Consider the following 19,961-nt stretch of genomic DNA (forward strand, 5'->3'; position numbering starts at 1 on the left):
AAAGTGTTTATGAACAAGAAATTCAAGATTTCTACATTAGCGTGTTGTCTGGCAATGACTACGACGCTGCTTGCCGGCTGTAATTCGGGAGGGAATAACGCATCTCCTTCACCAGCTGCTGCAGGAACAGAAGCTCCTTCCGCACAGCCTGCCGAATCTGCAGGAGACTCCGGATATAAGCAGGCATCGCCTGAGGATGCTCCTACCATCGTATGGTGGCAGATTGGTACCCAACCCACGAATCTTGCCGAAGCTGTAGCCAAGATTAATGAGTACACTGCCGAGAAGATTGGCGTAAAAGTGGATATTAAAGTGGCCGGCTGGGGTGATTATGACACGAAAATGAACACAATCATCAATACAGGTGAAGATTTTGATATTATGTTTGTAAATAACACCAACTATAACCGCTTTATCAATCTGGGTGCACTCGCTGACATCACCGATTCGGCGCAGAAGGATACTCCTGAGCTTTACAGCTTCATTCCTGAGACGGTATGGAACGGTACCAAGATGAACGGCAAAATTTACTCCGTTCCTACCTATAAAGATTCTTCAATGACGCAATATTTCGTCTGGGATGACAGCATTGTGCAGAAATATAACATTGATTATGCTAATATCAAAACGATTCAAGACCTAGACAAACCGTTCCGGGACATTAAAGCGGGTGAAGGAAAATCTTATTATCCGCTGCAGCTTTCCAAAGGTGACGGCTTTGCAGGGTTACTCAATGATTATGATGATATGACACTCGGTTTGAAAGCCCTCGGGGTTAAGGTTGACGATACCTCCCGGAAAGTCGTTTCCGTGTTTGAACAACCGGAAATCATGGATAAACTGAAGCTTATTCATAGCTGGTATAAAGATGGTATTATCAATCCGGACGCACCTACACTAAGTGAGCCGCCTAAAATGCTTCCGTTCTTCAGTGCACAGGGATTCCCGGGTGCAGAAGCCGGCTGGCAGGTTAACAATGGTGTGGATAAGTATGTGATGACCCAAATCTTTGGTCCGATGTATACAACCAGCACGATTCAAGGATCACTCAACGCCATTTCACAAAATTCAAAATACAAAGTGGAAGCCTTGAAATTCCTGGAGCTTGTGAACACGGATCCTCAACTCAGAAACATGCTTGCCTACGGAATTGAAGGACAAGACTGGAAGACGGTCGGAGATAATGTGATTGAGAGACTGAATGATACCTGGAGCCTGCCGGGATACTCTCAAGGAACCTTCTTCAATATGGCTGCGGTTGCCCCGAATAGCGGCGACCAGTGGGATGCCGTGAAGAAATTGAATGAAGAAGCAAGCGCCTCCGCACTCCTGGGATTTGCTTTGGACATCAACAATTTATCTACAGAAGTTGCAAACTGCAAGGCAGTGATGGATAAATATCAATATGAGCTGTTAACAGGTGCTTCTGATCCTGAAGTGGTCGTTCCGAAATTAGTAAAAGAACTGAAAGCTGCGGGAATGGAAACAATTATGGAAGAAGCCCAAAAGCAGATCACAGAATATTTTAAATAATGTAGATCCGAACGATGGTTTATACGCCATCGTTCGGATGTTTTTCAGATAGCTGAAGGAGAAACTGAAGCTGGTTTTAACAGGGAGTCAGAGCTTCCGGGTAGATTATAAGGGGGAACACAAATGAGCAAGAAAAAGAAACACTTCTCCTTGTTATTCACAACGCTTGTGACCATTACTATGGCACTCAGCGCATGCGCGGGGAACAACAATACTGCTAATACCAATCCTTCAGAAGATCCGGTAGAGCTGATCTGGTACACCATCGGTACACCGCAAAAGGACCTGGGCAAGGTGGTAGCGGAAGTTAATAAATATACGCTGGATAAAATCAACGTCACGCTCGATGTGAAAATGATTGATTTCGGTGATTATACGCAGAAAATGCAGGTTATGGTCGCTTCCGGTGAGCCGATGGATATTCTCTTTACCAGTTCCTGGGCCTTCGATTATGTACAGAACTCCCGCAAAGGCGCGTTTTTGCAGCTGGATGATCTGCTGAAGAACCAGGGCAAGGGGATCGTCGATACCATTAATCCGGCCTTCATGGAAGGCTCCAGGGTTGACGGCCACAACTACGGGATTCCGGCGAATAAAGAGCTTCCGGCCCAGGAGGTGTTCCGCTTCAATAAAGAGCTGCTGGACAAATACAATCTGGATCTTAGCTCTGTGAAAACGATGGCCGACCTTGAGCCGCTGCTCAAAACCATTAAGGAAAATGAGCCTGAAGTTACACCGTATGCGATGGTTAAGGACTTCATGCCGGTCATGCCGTTTGACTATGTGATTGAGAAGATGCCCATGGCTGTTTATATGGACACCACGGACTATAAAGTTGTAAATATCTTTGAAACGCCGGAAATAAAGGAAGCGCTTCATACCGCCCGTAAGTTCTATCAGGCAGGTTACATCTCCCCTGAAGTAGCTACATCAACATCAGTGGATGACCTGTACAAAGCCGGCAAATGGTTCACTGACCGTGCGGCAACCCAGCCGCTGGCCGACAATCTGTGGAGCGTAAGCTATGGTTATCCGGTTGTCTCCACACCAGCCAGCCAGCCTTATATATACAACTGGTCCGTGATGGGCTCCATGCAGGCCATCTCCGCTAACTCCGAGCATCCGGAGAAGGCAATGGAGTTCCTGAATCTGCTGAACACAGACCCTGTACTGCGTAACATGATGGATTCGGGGATCGAAGGCGTGCATTACGAGAAGATCAGTAGCAACATGATCAAGAACCTGCCGGATGCAAAGAACTATGACATGGCTACCTTCTCCCTGGGTAACATCATGATCAACTATCTGAATGAAGGTGACCCTGAGAACAAATGGGAACAATTCAAGCAATTCAATGATTCCGGTATCCCTGCACCGCTGCTAGGCTTCAACTTCGATACATCCAAGATTACGAATGAAATTGCCGCCGTTCAGAACGTCAAGGAGGAATTCTGGGCACCGCTGATGACAGGATCAGTAGATCCGGATCAATATCTGGCCAAAGCCAATGAGAAATTCAAAGCTGCCGGTCTGGATACCATCATTGCCGAAGCACAAACACAGCTTGACGCCTGGAAAGCAGCGAATAATAAGTAATCACTTATTTAAGACCGGGCGGGTGAATGGACCCGGCCCGGTTTTTGTGTACAGGAGGAGCTGGGTACGTGGGGAAAATAGGAAAGTCCGCCAAAGATATCGTCAAAAATAAAGTGCTCCTGTTTATGGTTCTCCCGGGCACCCTTTGGTTTGTATTGTTCTCCTACCTGCCCATGGCCGGTACAGTGATTGCCTTCAAGGAATACCGGTTCAGCCGGGACGGCTTCTGGGCGAGCATTATGAACAGCAAATGGGCCGGCTGGGATAACTTCAAATTTCTGTTCAGCACGAGGAATGCCTTCCTGATCACACGCAATACGCTTCTATATAATATGGCCTTCATTATTCTTGGTCTGCTTGTCTCCGTGCTGCTGGCGGTTGTGCTGTCTGAGATTGCTAACAAGAAGCTGGCTAAGCTGTATCAGACGGGGATGTTCCTGCCCTATTTCCTGTCATGGGTCGTTGTCGGATACTTCGCCTTCAGCTTCCTCAGCTCGGAGAGCGGGCTGCTGAACGGACTGTCCGGCACGAAGATTTCCTGGTATTCAGAACCGGGGTACTGGCCGTTCATTCTCGTGTCTGTCTATTTGTGGAAGACCGCCGGATATAACAGCGTAATCTATCTGGCTGCGATCATGGGCATTGACAAGTCCCTGTACGAAGCGGCGATGATCGACGGGGCCGGCAAGCTCCAGCAGATCCGCAATGTTACGCTGCCGATGCTGAAACCCATCATCATCATCATGACCTTACTTGCGATCGGGAAGATTTTTTATGCCGATTTCGGGCTGTTCTATCAGGTGCCGAGAGATTCGGGGACGCTCTATAGCGTGACCAATGTTATTGATACGTATGTGTACCGTGGGCTCAAGAACACCGGCGAGATCGGGATGAGCACGGCTGCGGGCTTATATCAATCGGTGGTTGGGTTCGTTCTGGTGCTTACCTCCAATTATATCGTGCGTAAATCCGATAAGGACAGCGCATTATTCTAGGGGATTTGAAGGGAAGAGAGGTCACCCCATGTCCGCCAAGCCTGTGAAACCGCGCGACTTCCATCAGCTGCCGTTCTGGTGGAATATCGTCTTCAACTGTATTGCCGGAGGCTTTGCCCTGCTATGCATCTTTCCGTTTCTGTTTGTGGTACTCCTGTCTTTCACGGACGAAGGGATGCTGGCGCGGGACGGCTATCAACTTATCCCGGCAAAATGGAGTGCCGAAGCATATAAATACGTTTTTGGCACGGGGGACACGCTGCTCCGTTCTTACGGGGTGACTATGGCCGTAACGGTAACCGGCACGCTTCTCAGCCTGCTGCTTATTTCACTCTATGCCTATGCCATTTCATGTAAAAGCTTCAAGTACCGCCATTTCTTCGCGTTCTTCGCGTTCTTCACGATGCTGTTTAACGGCGGGCTGGTTCCCACCTATATGATCGTGACGCAGCTGCTTGGCCTGAAGGACAGCATCTGGGCGCTGGTGCTACCGCTGGCGATGAATGCTTTTTACATTATGATTCTGCGCACCTTCTATACGACCAGCGTACCGGGTGCCCTGATTGAGTCGGCCACAATAGACGGCGCCGGAGAGTTCCGGACGTTTCTGAGCATCGTTCTGCCGCTGTCTCTGCCCGGCCTGGCTACCATTGGGCTGTTCAGTACACTCGGGTATTGGAACGACTGGTTCAATGCCCTGCTCTATATTGATAATCCCAAGCTGGTGCCGCTGCAGTCGATGCTGATGCGGATTGAGACCAGCATGCAGTTCATTCTGCAGAATTCGCAGAACAGTTCACTGAGTCTGGAAGCGTTGCGCTCCATGCCTCAGGATACCTCGCGCATGGCGATGGTGGTGCTGGCCACTGGCCCCATTATATTCGCTTATCCGTTCTTTCAGCGTTACTTCATCCAGGGCCTGATCGTTGGAGCCGTCAAAGAATAGCAGTATAACCAAAGAAAGGTGTGGGAGAAAGTGTTATATAGAGACCGTACGAAGCCTGCTGAGGAGCGGACAGCGCACCTGCTGGAGCTGATGACGCCGGAAGAGAAGGTTGGCCAGCTCGTTCAGCTATTCGGGTGGCAGACCTATGATCATACAGAAGGAACGATAGAACTGACAGAAGACTTCAAACGCCAGATTCGCGAAGGCGGCATCGGCGCATTATATGGCACACTGCGGGCAGATCCCTGGACAGGGGTCACCCTGGAGAGCGGACTTGGGGCGCGGGCCGGAGCCGAAGCGGTGAATACCATCCAGCGTTATGTGCTGGAGCATTCCAGGCTGGGCATCCCCCTGCTTATCGGCGAAGAATGCTCCCACGGGCATATGGCAATCGGGGCGACGGTATTTCCGGTTCCCCTGCTGATTGGCAGCACTTGGAATGTCGATCTATACCGGGAGATGTCCCGCGCGGTAGCGCTGGAGACCCGGGCCCAGGGCGGTGCAGTTACGTATTCGCCTGTGCTTGATGTGGTGCGTGATCCGCGCTGGGGCAGGACTGAGGAATGCTTCGGCGAAGATCCGTATCTCATCGGTGAATTTGCTGTAGCTTCTGTGGAAGGACTACAGGGCGACCGGCTTGACAGTGGGTCCAGTGTCGGGGCGACTCTGAAGCATTTTGTCGCTTACGGCAGCTCGGAAGGCGGCAGGAATGCAGGTCCGGCGCATATCGGCAAGCGGGAGCTGCTGGAGGTCGATATGTATCCGTTCCGCAAAGCGGTGGAAGCCGGTGCAGTATCCATCATGCCAGCCTATAACGAGATTGACGGAGTGCCTTGCACAACCAATCAGGAGCTGCTGGAGGATATCCTGCGCGGCGAATGGGGCTTCAAGGGCATGGTCATTACCGATTGCGGCGCTATCGACATGCTGGCCTCGGGCCATGATACAGCGGACGGCGGGGAAGATGCGGCAGTGCAGGCGCTAAGCGCCGGTATTGATATGGAGATGTCCGGCGTCATGTTCGGAGGCTATCTGCTGGAGGCGCTCCGTTCCGGGCGGCTGGATGAGAAGCTGGTGGATCAAGCGGCTGCACGTGTGCTGGAGCTGAAGTTCCGGCTGGGCCTGTTCGAACAGCCGTTTGCCGATCCGGACCGGGCAGAGCAGGTGATCGGCAGCCCGGAACATGCGGTGCTGGCACGGAACATTGCGGCGGAAGGGATCGTACTGCTGAAGAATAACGGTATCCTCCCCTTGTCTGCGGCCACAGGAAAAGTGGCTGTCATCGGACCCAACGCGGATACCGGCTACAATCAGCTCGGGGATTACACTTCACCCCAGCCGCGTGACCGGGTAGCGACAGTGCTGACCGGGATACGGGCCAAGCTTGCCGCTGAACCGGAGCGGGTACGTTACGCACCGGGCTGCCGGATCAAGGACAGCTCCACCGAAGGCTTCGAGCTTGCACTCCAGGCAGCGGCAACAGCGGATACGATTGTGCTGGCACTGGGCGGGTCGAGCGCCAGAGACTTCGGCGAAGGCAGCATTGATCTGCGGACCGGGGCCTCGAAGGTAACAGAGAATGGGCTTAGTGATATGGATTGCGGCGAAGGCATTGACCGGATGTCGCTACATCTGTCCGGCGTTCAGCTGGAGCTGCTGAAGGAGCTGAAGACGCTCGGCAAGCCGGTCGTTGTCGTATATATCAACGGACGTCCTATTGCCGAGCCTTGGATTGACGAACAGGCGGATGCCATTCTGGAAGCCTGGTATCCCGGGCAGGAGGGCGGTCATGCCATTGCGGACATCCTGTTCGGCGATGTGAATCCGTCCGGCAGGCTGACCCTCTCGCTCCCGGTGGACGTAGGACAACTGCCCGTCTATTATCTGGGCAAACGGTCCCGTGGTGCACGGTATCTTGAAGGGGATTCGCAGCCCCGTTACCCCTTCGGCTTCGGGCTCAGCTATACCGAATTCAGCTATAGCGGGCTGCAGGTAGAGCCTGCTGAAATTCCAGCGGACGGAAGTGCTGAAGTTACGGTGGAAGTGGAGAATACAGGCTTACGCGGAGGCGCGGAGGTCGTTCAGTTATATATTTCCGACCGGGTCAGTAAGGTGACCAGACCGGCCAAGGAATTGAAGGGCTTCCGGAAGATTTACCTGGAACCGGGAGAGAAGCAGACGGTCACTTTCAGGCTCAGTGCTGAACACTTGAGCTATATCGGGGCGGAGTACAAGCGGGTCGTTGAACCGGGGATCTTCCGGATCGGAGTCGGCCGGAATGTCAACGATACGCTCGATATGGAGCTTGCAGTTATGGAGGAGCAGATATGAAGCGAATAGACATGGAACGCATAAACAGGTTTATCCGTGAATGTTCGCAGCAGCAATGGCTGGAATACCGGGAGATTGAGGATTGGCAGGTGTTCTCCACAGCCTACCGGCAGCCGGGGCAGTATGACGAATTACAGCCGTATTCGGGCAGCGAATCCTTCGGATTGTTCCCGAGCGTACAGGGAACGACTTATATGTTCCGCACGACGCTTGATATTCCGGCGGACTGGACGGGTGCGGACACAGGGATCATCTTCCACTCCGGCGGAGAAGGGCTGCTGCGTGTAGGCGGAGCTTCCCGGCAGGGGCTGGACCGCAATCATACCTTCGTTTCACTTGACCCTGTTGCCGACGGAAGAAACCCGGAGCTTGAGATCGAACTCTACGATCCGATTCCCGAGCCGGATGATCCGCTGAACAAGCAGGCGGTGATTCAGCCGCCGGTCCGGTCTATAACCGCTGCGCTCGTCAGGGTTAACCTGCCGGTGCAGTCGCTGATGTATACCGTTACCGTGATCCGTGATTCGGCGCTGCTGCTGCCAGAACAGGATTTCCGGCGTGTCCGTATCCTGGAGGCGCTGTATCAGGCGATGGATGCGTATGTGTCTATGGGACCTGAAGTTGGACGGGACGATGGCAGGATCAGAGACATTGAGCAGGCGCTGGCCTCAAGTGTGCGGGCCATCGGCGGCAACAGTGAGGGCTTCATTCATATGATCGGGCAGTCACATATTGATATTGCCTGGTTATGGCCCACGAGGGAAACTGTTCGGAAGACCAGCCGGACCTTCTCGACGGTTCATGCCTTGATGGAGGAATATCCCGATTACCGCTACGCTCAGAGCCAGCCGCAGCTGTTCGCTTATCTGAAGGATAACGACCCTGAGCTGTATGAGAAGGTGAAGGCGCGGATACGGGAAGGACGCTGGGAGCTGGTGGGCGGCATGTGGGTGGAGCCGGATCTGAATATTCCAAGCGGCGAGTCCCTGATGCGGCAGATGCTGTACGGGCAGCGGTTCTATCAGGAGGAATTCGGACGGCAATCCGAGATTGAATGGCTGCCGGACACCTTTGGGTATTGCGCTTCCCTGCCGCAGATTCTGAAGCACGGCAAGGTCCGCTATTTCATGACGACCAAACTCGGCTGGAATGATACGAATCTGTTCCCTTATGATTTGTTCCACTGGGTAGGCATCGACGGAACGGCACTTCTGTCTTATATGAACCACGGAGTGAATGAGAGTACGCTGCCGAAGGATATTCATGAGCACTGGCAGTCCTACCGTGAAAAAGCCGTGCACAGCGAACAAATGCTGCTCTACGGACACGGGGACGGGGGCGGCGGAGTGACCCGGGAGATGCTTGAATATCTCTCTCGCTCCGAGCTCATGGTGGGCCAGCCGGCCTCCGGCTACAGCACGGCGGCAGATTTCTTCGCAGGCATCGAGCAGGCGAAGCCTGAGCTGCCGGTCTGGCAGGGCGACCTCTATCTGGAGCTGCACCGGGGAACCTATACCACACATGCCCGGAACAAGCGCAATAACCGCAAGGCCGAGATTCTGTACAGGGAGGCGGAACTATGGCAGACGCTGGCCGGACACCATCTGCAGCCGCAGCAGCGGGAAGAGATCGGGCAGGACCTGCATGAAGGCTGGAAGCTGATTCTGCTCAACCAGTTCCATGATATTATTCCCGGCTCGTCGATTCCCGAGGTCTATCAGACCTCGGACAAGGAGTATCAGAGCATCTTCGCTCTTGGAGGTAGCAGCCTAAAGTCGGTCATGGAGGCCGCCGTACCAGCCCTGGGACAAGGAGTATCAGAGCATCTTCGCTCTTGGAGGTAGCAGCCTAAAGTCGGTCATGGAGGCCGCCGTATCGGATATCAATACCCGTGGAGAGGGCCAGCCTTATGTCGTCCTGAACGGTCTGGGCTGGGCCCGGGATATGGTGGTTGAGCTCCCGGCTGCCGGAGACGAAGCGGATAACACTGCTGCCGCCGTATATGACCGGAACGGAATGCGGCTGGCCGCGGAGCCGGTTACAGCAGGCGGGCCAGCTGCTCTCCGCGTGCGGGTGCCGGAGGTTCCGGCATTCGGGTATGTTACCGTGTGGCTGAGAGATGAGGAACTGCCAGCGTTGCGCGAAGATGGCGGAGTTGACGGTAACGACGGAGTTGGCAGAGATAGCGGAGATGAGCCGACACCGGTCGGAACATCTAATGCAGCTTCGGTTGCAGCTTCGTTCGGCCAGGACTGGGAGACGGAATATTACCGGCTCCGGTTCAATGAACAGGGCGAGATCATCAGCCTGTACGATAAGGAAGCCGGGCGTGAGATTGTCAAGGCCGGAGAGCGGCTGAACCGGCTGCATTTCTTCCATGACCGCCCTATCCTATGGGATGCCTGGGATATAGACAGCCGGTATGAGGAGCAGCCTGCCGGAGAAGCAATTCTGCTGGAGCAGAAGCTGTTGTCCTCAGGCCCCGTCAGCGATGTGCTGTACTTCCGCTGGAGCATCGGCCAATCCGAAATAGAGCAGGAGCTGATCCTGTATAACAGTGACCGGCGGATCGACTTCAAGACGAAGGTGCAATGGAATGAAGCCCATAAGCTGCTGAAGGTGGGCTTCCCGGTAGATGTAGTAACCAGCAAAGCGACCTATGAGATCCCGTTCGGCGCGCTGGAACGGTCAACGCACCGCAACACCAGCTGGGAGCAGGCGCAATATGAAGTCTGCGGGCACCGCTATGGCGATGTGTCTGAGCATGACTATGGCGTCAGCCTGCTGAATGACTGCAAATACGGCTATGACACGCAGGGCAGCACGATCCGTCTGTCGCTGCTGCGCGCGCCGCGCTGGCCGGATCATTCCGCGGATCTGGGCACACATGAATTCACGTATTCACTGTATCCGCATACCGGAGACTGGCGCGGGGCGCATACCCTCCGCAAAGCCGCTGAGCTGAATCACACTTCCTATGCGGTTGCCTGTGATTCAAGTGCAGGACAGCTGCCGCCTTCAGGCTCATTCCTCCCCTATGACGGGAAGCAGGTTATCCTGGATACAGTCAAATTGGCGGAAGACGGAAGCGGCAGTATTCTGCGGCTGTATGAATCCGCTGGCGGACGCGAGACCGTCAAGCTCGGCTGGCCGCTGCCGCATTCGGCGATATACCTGTCCAATGCACTGGAAGAAGAGACAGAGCTGCTGCCGGATGAGGCTGGAGAGCTGACGCTTACGTTCCGCCCGTTTGAGATCAAAACCATCAAAATTGTTCATTCAGAATTAGCTGAATAAAAGATAATAACAAAAAGTGAGAAGGAACGGAGGGGGATTTTGGAACTGTAGGAGCGTTAGCGATCGCCTTTGTCACCGGGTTTCCACCGCGAAAAGCGGGTTGAATCAAGAAATCTGGGGACAACAGCGGCCGGAAGTCCAAATATTCACCGGAGAAGGAACGGAGGGGGATTTTGGAACTGTAGGAGCGTTAGCGATCGCCTTTGTCACCGGGTTTCCACCGCGAAAAGCGGGTTGAATCAAGAAATCTGGGGACAACAGCGGCCGGAAGTCCAAATATTCACCGCAGTGACGAGTGAACTTTAAGTTAGTACCTTAAAATCAGCTTCTACCCTATAGATTAAGCCGAAGGAGACTATCACCTTGGAACAATTCAGACTTCCCCAGATTCAAATGCCGGAGCTGCCGCTGCCGTCATCCATTCAGGCCGTATTGGCCGAGGCCGAAGAGAAGCTGGCCCACCGGCCCAAGCTGCAGCGCCTGTTCCGGAACTGTTTCCCGAACACGCTGGAGACTACTACCAAGCTGCTTGACGATGGAACCACATTTGTCATTACGGGCGATATCCCGGCCTGCTGGCTCCGCGATTCGGTCGAGCAGGTGATTCATTATGTGCCTTTTGCCGCCAAAGATCCTGATCTGCAGCGAATTATCGGCGGGCTGATCAAGCGTCATACGCAATATGTGCTGACCGATCCTTACGCTAACGCGTTCAACGAAACAGCCAACGACTGGCACTGGAATGCCGGGGATGTGACGGAGATGTCGCCCTGGGTGTGGGAGCGCAAGTTCGAGATTGACTCGCTGTGCTTCGTGATCCGGCTGGCCCATGCCTATTGGGAGGAGACGAAGCGAACGGATATCTTCACGGCTGATTTCAAAAAAATGCTGCGCACCATTACCGATCTCTTCAAGCGGGAGCAGCATCATGCGGAACAATCCCCGTACCGCTTCACCCGGAACAACGGGATTTTGGAGGATTCGATCCGTAACGGCGGCCTTGGCATGCCGGTCAACTACACAGGGATGATCTGGTCCGGCTTCCGCTCCAGCGACGATGCCTGCGATTTCCATTACAACATTCCGGGGAATATGTTCGCCGTAGTGGCTCTGCGGCAGATGCAGGATTTCGCCGAGTGGGTGTTCCGCGATCTGGATTTCCTGGCCGAGCTGAAGGCGCTGGAGCAAGAGGTGGATCACGGCATTAAGCTGTACGGTATCTATCGCCACCCTGAATTCGGGCCGATCTATGCCTACGAAACAGACGGCTACGGCAATTACTGCCTGATGGATGATGCTGGAACACCGGGCCTGATGTCCATTCCGTATCTCGGGTATTTGAAGAATGACGATCCCATCTATCTGAATACAAGACGTTTTGCGCTGAGCAGCGGGAATCCGTTCTATTACGAAGGCACAGCCGCCAAGGGCATCGGCAGTCCGCATACCCCTCCGGGTTATATCTGGCATATGGCGCTGTCCATGCAGGGGATCACGGCAAATAGTAAAGAAGAAAAGCTGGCGGTGATTGCCATGCTTGAAGCAACGGACGCGGATACCGGCTATATGCATGAAGGCTTCCTGGCCGATGATCCGTCGGTTTTCACCCGCAAGTGGTTCGCCTGGTCGAACAGCCTGTTCTCCCAGCTGGTCTGGCGGGCGCTGCAGGAAGGGATTCTCTAGGTCCGGCCTGCATGGATACAGAATACAGGAAGCTAATTATGATTGTGTAAAGCACTTTTTCATATACAAAGGAGACCTGAGCATGAGTACAATTATTGGAGAAACATTGTCAAATATCCCTTGGCAGGAGAAACCGGCGGACAGCAACGCGCCTGTATGGAGATATTCCGCCAACCCGATTATTCCGCGCAACGCTATTCCGAACTCGAACAGTGTGTTCAATTCGGCGGTGATTCCCTTTGAGGGCGGCTTCGCAGGCGTGTTCCGCTGTGATTCGCGATCGGTCAGCATGGACATCTTTGCCGGCTTCAGTGAAGACGGTGTGAACTGGAAGATCAACCATGAGCCTATCGTATTCGAGGGCGATGAAGAGATTATCAAGCGGGAATACCGTTATGATCCGCGCGTATGCAAGATTGACGACCGTTATTATGTCTCCTGGTGCAACGGCTATCACGGGCCGACGATTGGACTGGCGTATACGTTTGATTTCAAGACGTTCCATCAGCTGGAGAATGCCTTCCTGCCGTATAACCGGAACGGCGTACTGTTCCCGCGCAAGATCGGCGGCCATTATGCCATGCTCAGCCGTCCAAGCGATACCGGGCATACTCCGTTTGGCGATATCTTTTACAGCGAAAGTCCTGACCTTACCTTCTGGGGCAAGCACCGCTATGTGATGGGCACGGTGAACGGCGATGCCTCCGCCTGGCAGTCCAAGAAGATTGGCCCGGGTCCGATTCCGATTGAGACCGACAAGGGCTGGCTGCTGATCTACCACGGCGTAATCAACACCTGCAACGGGTTTGTCTACCGCATGGGCTGCGCGCTGCTCGATCTGGATCAGCCATGGAAGGTGAAAGCCCGCTCACGCAACTATATTCTCGGCCCTGAAACCTTGTACGAATGTGTGGGCGATGTGCCGAATGTGACCTTCCCCTGCGCGGCTTTGACGGATGCGGCTACAGGACGGATTGCCATCTACTACGGTTGTGCAGATACGGTTACGGGTCTGGCCTTCACTACCGTGGACGAATTGCTTAACTATATGGAGGAATATCCTCTGGAGACTGAGGTGTAACAGCCATGGACAAACATCAAACGGCCCATATCATCTCCCATACGCACTGGGACCGGGAATGGTATCTTCCTTATGAACGCCATCATCTCCGGCTGATCCGGCTGGTCGACAGCCTGCTGGACACGCTGGAGCAGAACCCGGGATTCCGGAGCTTCTTCTTCGATGGACAGACGATCATTATCGAAGATTATTTGCAGGTCCGCCCGGAGAACCGGGAACGGCTGGAACGCCATATCCGTGAAGGACGGATCTATATCGGGCCTTGGTATATCCTTCAGGATGCCTTCCTGACCAGTCCGGAAGCCAATGTGCGCAATCTGCAGATCGGGCATCAGGATGCGGGAGTCTACGGGGAGGTATCGAAGATCGGTTATTTCCCCGACACCTTCGGCCTGACCGGACAAATTCCGCAGCTCATGGTACAGGCCGGAATCACCAATGCCTTCTTCGGGCGCGGGGTGAAGCCGACAGGCTTCAACAATACGGTCTCTAGCGATGGCTATGAATCCTCGTTCTCGGAGCTGGTCTGGGAAGGTCCGGACGGCTCCAAGGTGCTGGGCATCCTGTTCGCCAACTGGTATTCGAACGGCAATGAGATTCCAGCCGGGGCGGAGGACGCGGGGAGCTTCTGGGAGCGCAAGCTGGCAGATGCGAAGCAGTATGCAGCCACGGATCAGCTGCTGTTCATGAATGGCTGCGATCATCAGCCGCTGCAGACCGATCTGCCGGAAGCGATCCGGACTGCGGAGCAGCTGTACCCGGAGATATCCTTCGTTCATTCGAACTTTGCCGATTATATTAAGGCTGTGCAGCACTCTCTTGCCGGCCGCAGCCTCTCCACGGTTAAGGGCGAGCTGAGAAGCCAGCGCACTGATGGCTGGGGCACACTGGTCAATACCGCCTCCGCCCGGGTGTACCTGAAGCAGTTGAACCAGCGGGGCCAGGCGCTGCTGGAGAAGGTAGCCGAGCCGCTGGCTGTTATCGCCAGGCTGCACGGCAGGGAGTATCCGCAGCATTTGTTGACCTACGCGTGGAAGACGCTGCTGCAGAACCATCCGCATGATTCCATCTGCGGCTGCAGTGTGGATGAAGTGCACCGGGAGATGGTAACCCGGTTCGACAAGAGCCGTCACACCGCCGAAGGCATCGTGGCGGACAGTATGCAGGCGATCACCGGAGCGGTGGACACCTCCGGTTTCGCCCGTTTCGGGGAGGCCGCGATACCGCTGGTTATCGCGAATACAAGCGGCTGGAGCCGCACGGGTACAGTCAGCGTGGAGCTGGATGCGGCACGCCTGTATCTGCGCGAAGGCTTCACGCTTGAAGAGACCGCCCGCCGGATGAAGGCGGTTGACCTGGGCGGACGGGTCCTGGTGGATGAACAAGGCAACGAAGTGCCTTGTACGATTCAGGACCTGGGCCTGTCATTCGGCTATGATCTGCCGGATGACAGGTTCCGGCAGCCGTACAGTTGCCGCAAGGTGCAGCTGACCTTCGAAGCGGCGGATGTGCCAGCGCTGGGGCTGCGCGCTTATGCCTGGGTCCGCCCGCTGGAAGGGACCGCTGCCGGGCGATCCGGCCAAGGCATAGCAGGGTCGGCCGCAGCGGGTGGGGCCGCGGTCCGCCCGCTGGAAGGGACCGCTGCCGGGCGATCCGGCCAAGGCATAGCAGGGTCGGCCGCAGCGGGTGGTGCCGCAACGAACGGGGCGGAGATTCCGGCAGGTGCCGGAGCCTCGGCGTCGCTTGTCCACGGCGGGCGTATTCTGGAGAACGAAACGCTGCGGGTAGAGATTATGGCAGACGGTTCCTTCACGCTGGAGCATAAGCCAAGCGGCAAAGTATACCGTGATCTCGGTGTCTATGAGAATACCGGAGATATCGGCAATGAATATATGTACAGACAGCCTGCGGGCGAAGTACCACTGACTACCCGGGGGCTGACGGCTGATATCACCATCATAGAAGATGCGCCATACCGGGCGTCCGTGGAGATCACCCATGAGTGGGTGATTCCAGCTTCGGCAGATGCCGTGCTGGAAGAAGAGCAGCGTGCACTGGTCTATTATCCGGAGCGGCAGGCGCAGCGCTCAGCGGACACGGTGCTGCTTAAGCTGCGGACAGTGTTAAGGCTGGAACGCAGCGGCAAAGGCCTGGAAGTCAAGAGTTATATCCATAATACGGCGAAGGATCACCGTCTGCGGATGCTATTCCCTGCAGATCTGGCCGCAGCTTCCCACCGTGTGGACTCGATGTTCGAGCTGGCGGAGCGGCCGAATGAACCGGCGCCGGAGTGGCTGAACCCGAGCAATGCGCAGCATCAGCAGAGCTTTGTGGATGTGGCGGCGGAGCATGCGGGGCTTACGGTCGCTAATCTCGGACTCCATGAATATGAAATTCTGCGTGACGGCCGCAACACCATCGCCATTACCCTGCTCCGCTGTGTCGGGGAGATGGGCGACTGGGGCTGGTTCCCTACGCCGGAAGCCCAGTGCCAGGGGGAACATACGGCGGAGCTGCTGCTTATTCCGCATAGCGGGGACGCGGTAGCTTCTGGTGCAGCGGCTGCGGCCTACCAGTTCCAGATTCCCTGGACCTGCTCCCAGGCGGAGGTTCACGCAGGAACTATTCCAGCCGTGTACTCGGCTGTCCGCTGGAGCGGCACGGCTGCCGCTTTCTCTTCGCTCAAGATGAACGAAGACAGCGGAGATCTGCTGCTCCGCTGGTTCAACATGACGGGCCAACTTTGTGAACTGAAGCTGGAGACAGACCTACCGGCAACGGGCTTCTACACATCGAATGTGCTGGAAGCTAAGGTTGCGGATGTTGAGGCTGAGACTGGGCGGCTGGAGCAAGGCGGAGCAAATACGCTTCAGCTACAGCTGGGCGGACATGAAATACTGACCGTTGGCATCCGGCTTGACTGACTCAAGGATGAAGCAGAAGCAGAAGCGGAAGTAGAAGTAGAAGCAGGATTGAAAGCTAAAGCAGAAGTAGAAGTAGAAGCAGGAGGTGACCCTCAGATGGATAAGCTAACCAGTGATCACAGTCCGTTCCCGGGTGTACAGCAGTATATGAAGGCCTCTCAAGGGCAATGGAGACTGTCAGCACAATCCCGGGTTAGGATTGTGGACAATGTCAGATCAGATGGAAACAGGGTTCTGAATGATACAATTTTCATTATTCTCTCGGAATACGCAGACAGTCTGGCTCCATCCGGCCATCTCCTGTCTGTACTTTATGGAGAGAGTGAGACACCGTCTTCAGGAGATATTGTCATAGAATTGAACGACAGCGGAAACACCGGAGACTGCGGAGTAGGCGGAGGTATGGACAACCGGGAAGGTTATGTCATTGAAATCGGCGAGTTTGTCCACATCACGGCCCCAAGCGAAACTGCAGTGATGTATGGATTGCGGACGGTGATACAGACGCTGGTGACTGACGGCTTCATGCCGTACGGTAGAATCACCGATTACCCTGTGATGCCGGAGCGGGCGCTGCATATTGACATCGGGCGGAAGTTCTATACCGCCGAATGGATCATGGACAGGATCAGGGAGATGTCCCGGCTTAGACTGAATACCCTGCAGCTGCATTTCTCCGAGAATGAAGGCTTCAGGCTGATGAGCGAGAGCCATCCTGAGGTAATGTCGGACGAATATTTAACCAAGCAGGAAATGAAGGCGATTATTCATACGGCCGCAAGATATCATATTGCCGTTGTTCCTTCACTAGATTCGCCGGGCCATCTGGGACAAGCCCTGCGGACACATCCGGACTGGCTGCTTAAGAATTCATCGGGAGCCGTTGCCCCGGGCGCGCTGGATATTACGAATGCCGCTGCGCGGCAATTCGTGCTGGAGCTTATCGACGAGTACACGGAGTTATTTGCCGGAAGCACCCATTTTCATATCGGCGGCGATGAATTTATCAACTTCGGGCAGTTCGATGAATATCCCCAACTGGAGCAGTATGCCCGGGATGTTCTGAAGATCGGCGGCGGAACCGGTGTGGATACTTACATTGATTACCTTAACGGAGTTGCTGAACATCTGGAGTCCAAGGGGTGGATCGTCCGCGCCTGGAACGATGGACTGTACCGTGGGGATCAGATCCAGAGAATAACGCCTAAATCCTCCATCCAAATTACGTATTGGACGAAATGGCATGAAATGATGGCCCCGGTTGAAGAGATCATTGCGCAGGGACATCAGGTGATTAATTTCAACGATGCCTACTTTTATTACGTACTGGGTGAGCATGCAGGCTATACGTATCCAACAGGAGAGAAAATCTGCAATTCATGGCATCCGGGGTTGTTCCCGCAGCGGTCCGGCGGAGCGAAGCAGGAATATCCCGCGGGTTCTTATCCGCGTGAGTTAATCGGCTGTTCCTTCTCCATCTGGAGCGACAAGCCGGAAGCGCAGACCGAAGCAGAAGTGGCAGTCGGAATCCGCGGGCCGCTTAGCGCTATGGCGGAGAGAGCGTGGCTGGGGAAGCAGAAGCTGGCCGGTTACGCGGAGGGTAGCGAACGAAGTCAATAGTTGAAAAAAAGTGCTGTCCCAAAGCCGAAAGGCTAGTTGGGGCAGCTTTTTTTCATTTAGGAAGTTGTGATATTCGTCTGTTGCGGATGGTATGAGAAAATCAAAGGGCGAATGCCCTCACTTCGGATCCAAATATAGCCAAATTTGATCCTTACGGACACCACAGCCCTTATCCACTCCTAAAATGCCCTTTTGACGGGTTTGCGGACACCACAGCCCTTATCCACCACTTTTCATAGGCCAGCTCCACTTTTCGGGCGGAATAAAGGCGCTGGTGTCCGTAAGGACCGGCACTCAGGCGCTTTCCGCAGGCTTAACGTCTCTGCTGTCCGTAACGATAGCGGACACCACAGCCCTTATCCACCACTTTTCATAGGCCAGCTCCACTTTTCGGGCGGAATAAAGGCGCTGGTGTCCGTAAGGACCGGCACTCAGGCGCTTTCCGCAGGCTTAACGTCTCTGCTGTCCGTAACGATAAGCTATTCCACTGATAACTCAAACCCTCGAGTGAAGCGGACTGAGAATCCGTTATATCGCTCAAAAGCCTTAAAATCTGGGTGAACCGGAGAATCGCTTATCTTGTTCATTCGAGCCTGAAAGGGAGGTTATTTTGCCATATAAGCGATTCTGAGTCCGTTTAGCTACCGAATCCGCCTGATTTGCTCCAATAGCGGATTTTCAGTCCACCTAGCCAGCTGTGGAGTCGGAGTCATAATGAGGACGCCAAGTTTCGGTTGCGAAAATGAATATCGATGGGCTCACCCTGTTCGCCAACCGGGTCATTGTTCCTCCGCATAATTCAAGCCTAATTGATAGGCCTGGTTAAGCAGCAGCTCATAATGCCGGGGATTAGAATCTAAGGTTGTCTCATATAGAAACTCAACTCTGGATTTGGAAATGCCGCAATAATCTGCGATTCCTACATTGAGCAAGTGGGCGATTGTTTCATCATAGTTACGCTTGCGCATCTGTTCCTGCGAAACGCCCGCCAGCCCCATCCACAACACCTGCTGATGATGGAGCTGGTTCTTGCCGTATGCAAACCCGTTGTTCCATACACGGTCTATATAACCTTTTAGCATGGCCGGCAAATGCCACCACCAGACAGGGAAAATAAAGGCCAGGGCATCGTGCTCCTTCAACCGCTTCATTTCCCGCTCCACCTCAGGTGAGAAGGATTGCTCCTCAAGGGACATGTCAGGCTCATCTATTCCTTGTAAAAGAGGGTCAAAGCCAATCCCGTGCAAATCCAATATCTCATAGCCATGTCCAGCCTCCGTAAGACCTTGTGCAAAACGGCGGGCAGCCGCAAAGGTCAGGGAATCTTGTCGCGGATGCGAAACCACGATTAATACGTTCATCTGTATCGTCACTACCTTTCTGAGCAGCCAATTTGTAGCCATGATCAGTGGCTGATGCTATTATAAACAGTAATAAAATTGTCTGGAAGTACGCACTTTCATGTTCTATAGGATGAGAAAGGTACCATAGGTACATTGAAGTGCCCTGCACCCGATAGTATATTTCCGGTATATACACAGCCTTTTGACGGAGGAATAAGCAATGACAGAGCAGAGTGACAATAGCACTCCAAAGAAATATAAAGTCGGAGTAGAAGCGGCATTAGAAGTTATGGGCGGGAAATGGAAGCCTCTAATCATCTATCATTTGATGACAGGCTGCAAACGTACGTCCGAGCTGCGGCGGCTAATCCCCGGCATTACACAAAAAATGCTGACCACCCAGCTGAGAGGCCTGGAAAAGGACGAGATTATTGCCCGGAAAATATATCAAGAAATCCCGCCTAGAGTGGAGTATGAATTAACGGCCTACGGCTGGGGATTGAAGCCCGCGCTGGACCTTTTATGTTACTGGGGAGAGGATCACCTGGACAAGGTTTATGGTGACAAATCCAAGGTTTTGGAGGAGTTTTAAGCTTTGAGCGGGAGAACCGT

The 19,961-nt window shown here is 54.1% G+C and carries 11 protein-coding genes and 1 pseudogene; 11 read left to right on the forward strand and 1 reads right to left on the reverse strand.

Annotated features, from left to right (window positions below):
• The first annotated feature begins 9 nt into the window (after positions 1-9).
• The 10 genes and pseudogenes from QW71_RS19955 (at position 10) to QW71_RS20000 (ending at position 18,006) form a co-directional block, all read left to right on the forward strand.
• Positions 10-1,533 carry an ABC transporter substrate-binding protein gene (locus tag QW71_RS19955; protein ID WP_039302558.1) on the forward strand — a complete coding sequence of 508 codons (1,524 nt, stop codon included), beginning with the start codon at positions 10-12 and terminating at the stop codon, positions 1,531-1,533.
• A 123-nt stretch (positions 1,534-1,656) separates the two neighbouring features.
• Entirely contained in the window at positions 1,657-3,129 is a 1,473-nt protein-coding gene (locus tag QW71_RS19960) for an ABC transporter substrate-binding protein (RefSeq protein WP_039302561.1), read from the forward strand.
• 125 nt (positions 3,130-3,254) lie between these two features.
• Entirely contained in the window at positions 3,255-4,124 is an 870-nt protein-coding gene (locus QW71_RS19965; RefSeq protein ID WP_047013875.1) for a sugar ABC transporter permease, read from the forward strand.
• A gap of 28 nt (positions 4,125-4,152) precedes the next feature.
• Positions 4,153-5,070, forward strand: a complete 918-nt coding sequence (locus QW71_RS19970; protein WP_039302564.1) for a carbohydrate ABC transporter permease — start codon at positions 4,153-4,155, stop codon at positions 5,068-5,070.
• A gap of 90 nt (positions 5,071-5,160) precedes the next feature.
• Positions 5,161-7,401, forward strand: coding sequence for a glycoside hydrolase family 3 N-terminal domain-containing protein (locus QW71_RS19975; RefSeq protein WP_200905947.1), 2,241 nt, complete (start codon positions 5,161-5,163; stop codon positions 7,399-7,401).
• A gap of 11 nt (positions 7,402-7,412) precedes the next feature.
• Positions 7,413-10,698: pseudogene (locus tag QW71_RS37200) on the forward strand (alpha-mannosidase).
• Positions 10,699-11,061: 363 nt separating this feature from the next.
• The gene (locus QW71_RS19985; RefSeq protein ID WP_039302569.1) at positions 11,062-12,381 is read left to right on the forward strand and encodes a glycoside hydrolase family 125 protein; all 1,320 of its coding nucleotides are present in this window, start codon (positions 11,062-11,064) and stop codon (positions 12,379-12,381) included.
• Positions 12,382-12,463: 82 nt separating this feature from the next.
• Complete coding sequence (locus QW71_RS19990; protein ID WP_039302572.1) at positions 12,464-13,462, forward strand: glycoside hydrolase family 130 protein; 999 nt, start codon at positions 12,464-12,466, stop codon at positions 13,460-13,462.
• A gap of 5 nt (positions 13,463-13,467) precedes the next feature.
• Complete coding sequence (locus QW71_RS19995) at positions 13,468-16,386, forward strand: alpha-mannosidase (RefSeq protein ID WP_039302575.1); 2,919 nt, start codon at positions 13,468-13,470, stop codon at positions 16,384-16,386.
• A gap of 96 nt (positions 16,387-16,482) precedes the next feature.
• Positions 16,483-18,006, forward strand: coding sequence for a glycoside hydrolase family 20 protein (locus tag QW71_RS20000; RefSeq protein WP_039302578.1), 1,524 nt, complete (start codon positions 16,483-16,485; stop codon positions 18,004-18,006).
• 779 nt (positions 18,007-18,785) lie between these two features.
• Here the strand turns inward: QW71_RS20000 and QW71_RS20005 are convergent.
• Complete coding sequence (locus QW71_RS20005; RefSeq protein WP_039302582.1) at positions 18,786-19,367, reverse strand: NAD(P)H oxidoreductase; 582 nt, start codon at positions 19,365-19,367, stop codon at positions 18,786-18,788.
• A gap of 202 nt (positions 19,368-19,569) precedes the next feature.
• Here QW71_RS20005 and QW71_RS20010 point away from each other — a divergent pair, with 202 nt between their 5' ends.
• Positions 19,570-19,941, forward strand: coding sequence for a helix-turn-helix domain-containing protein (locus QW71_RS20010; protein ID WP_039302585.1), 372 nt, complete (start codon positions 19,570-19,572; stop codon positions 19,939-19,941).
• Positions 19,942-19,961 lie beyond the last annotated feature (20 nt).

Origin of the sequence: Paenibacillus sp. IHB B 3415, assembly GCF_000802655.2 — a bacterium.
Classification (GTDB): domain Bacteria; phylum Bacillota; class Bacilli; order Paenibacillales; family Paenibacillaceae; genus Paenibacillus_AQ; species Paenibacillus_AQ phytohabitans.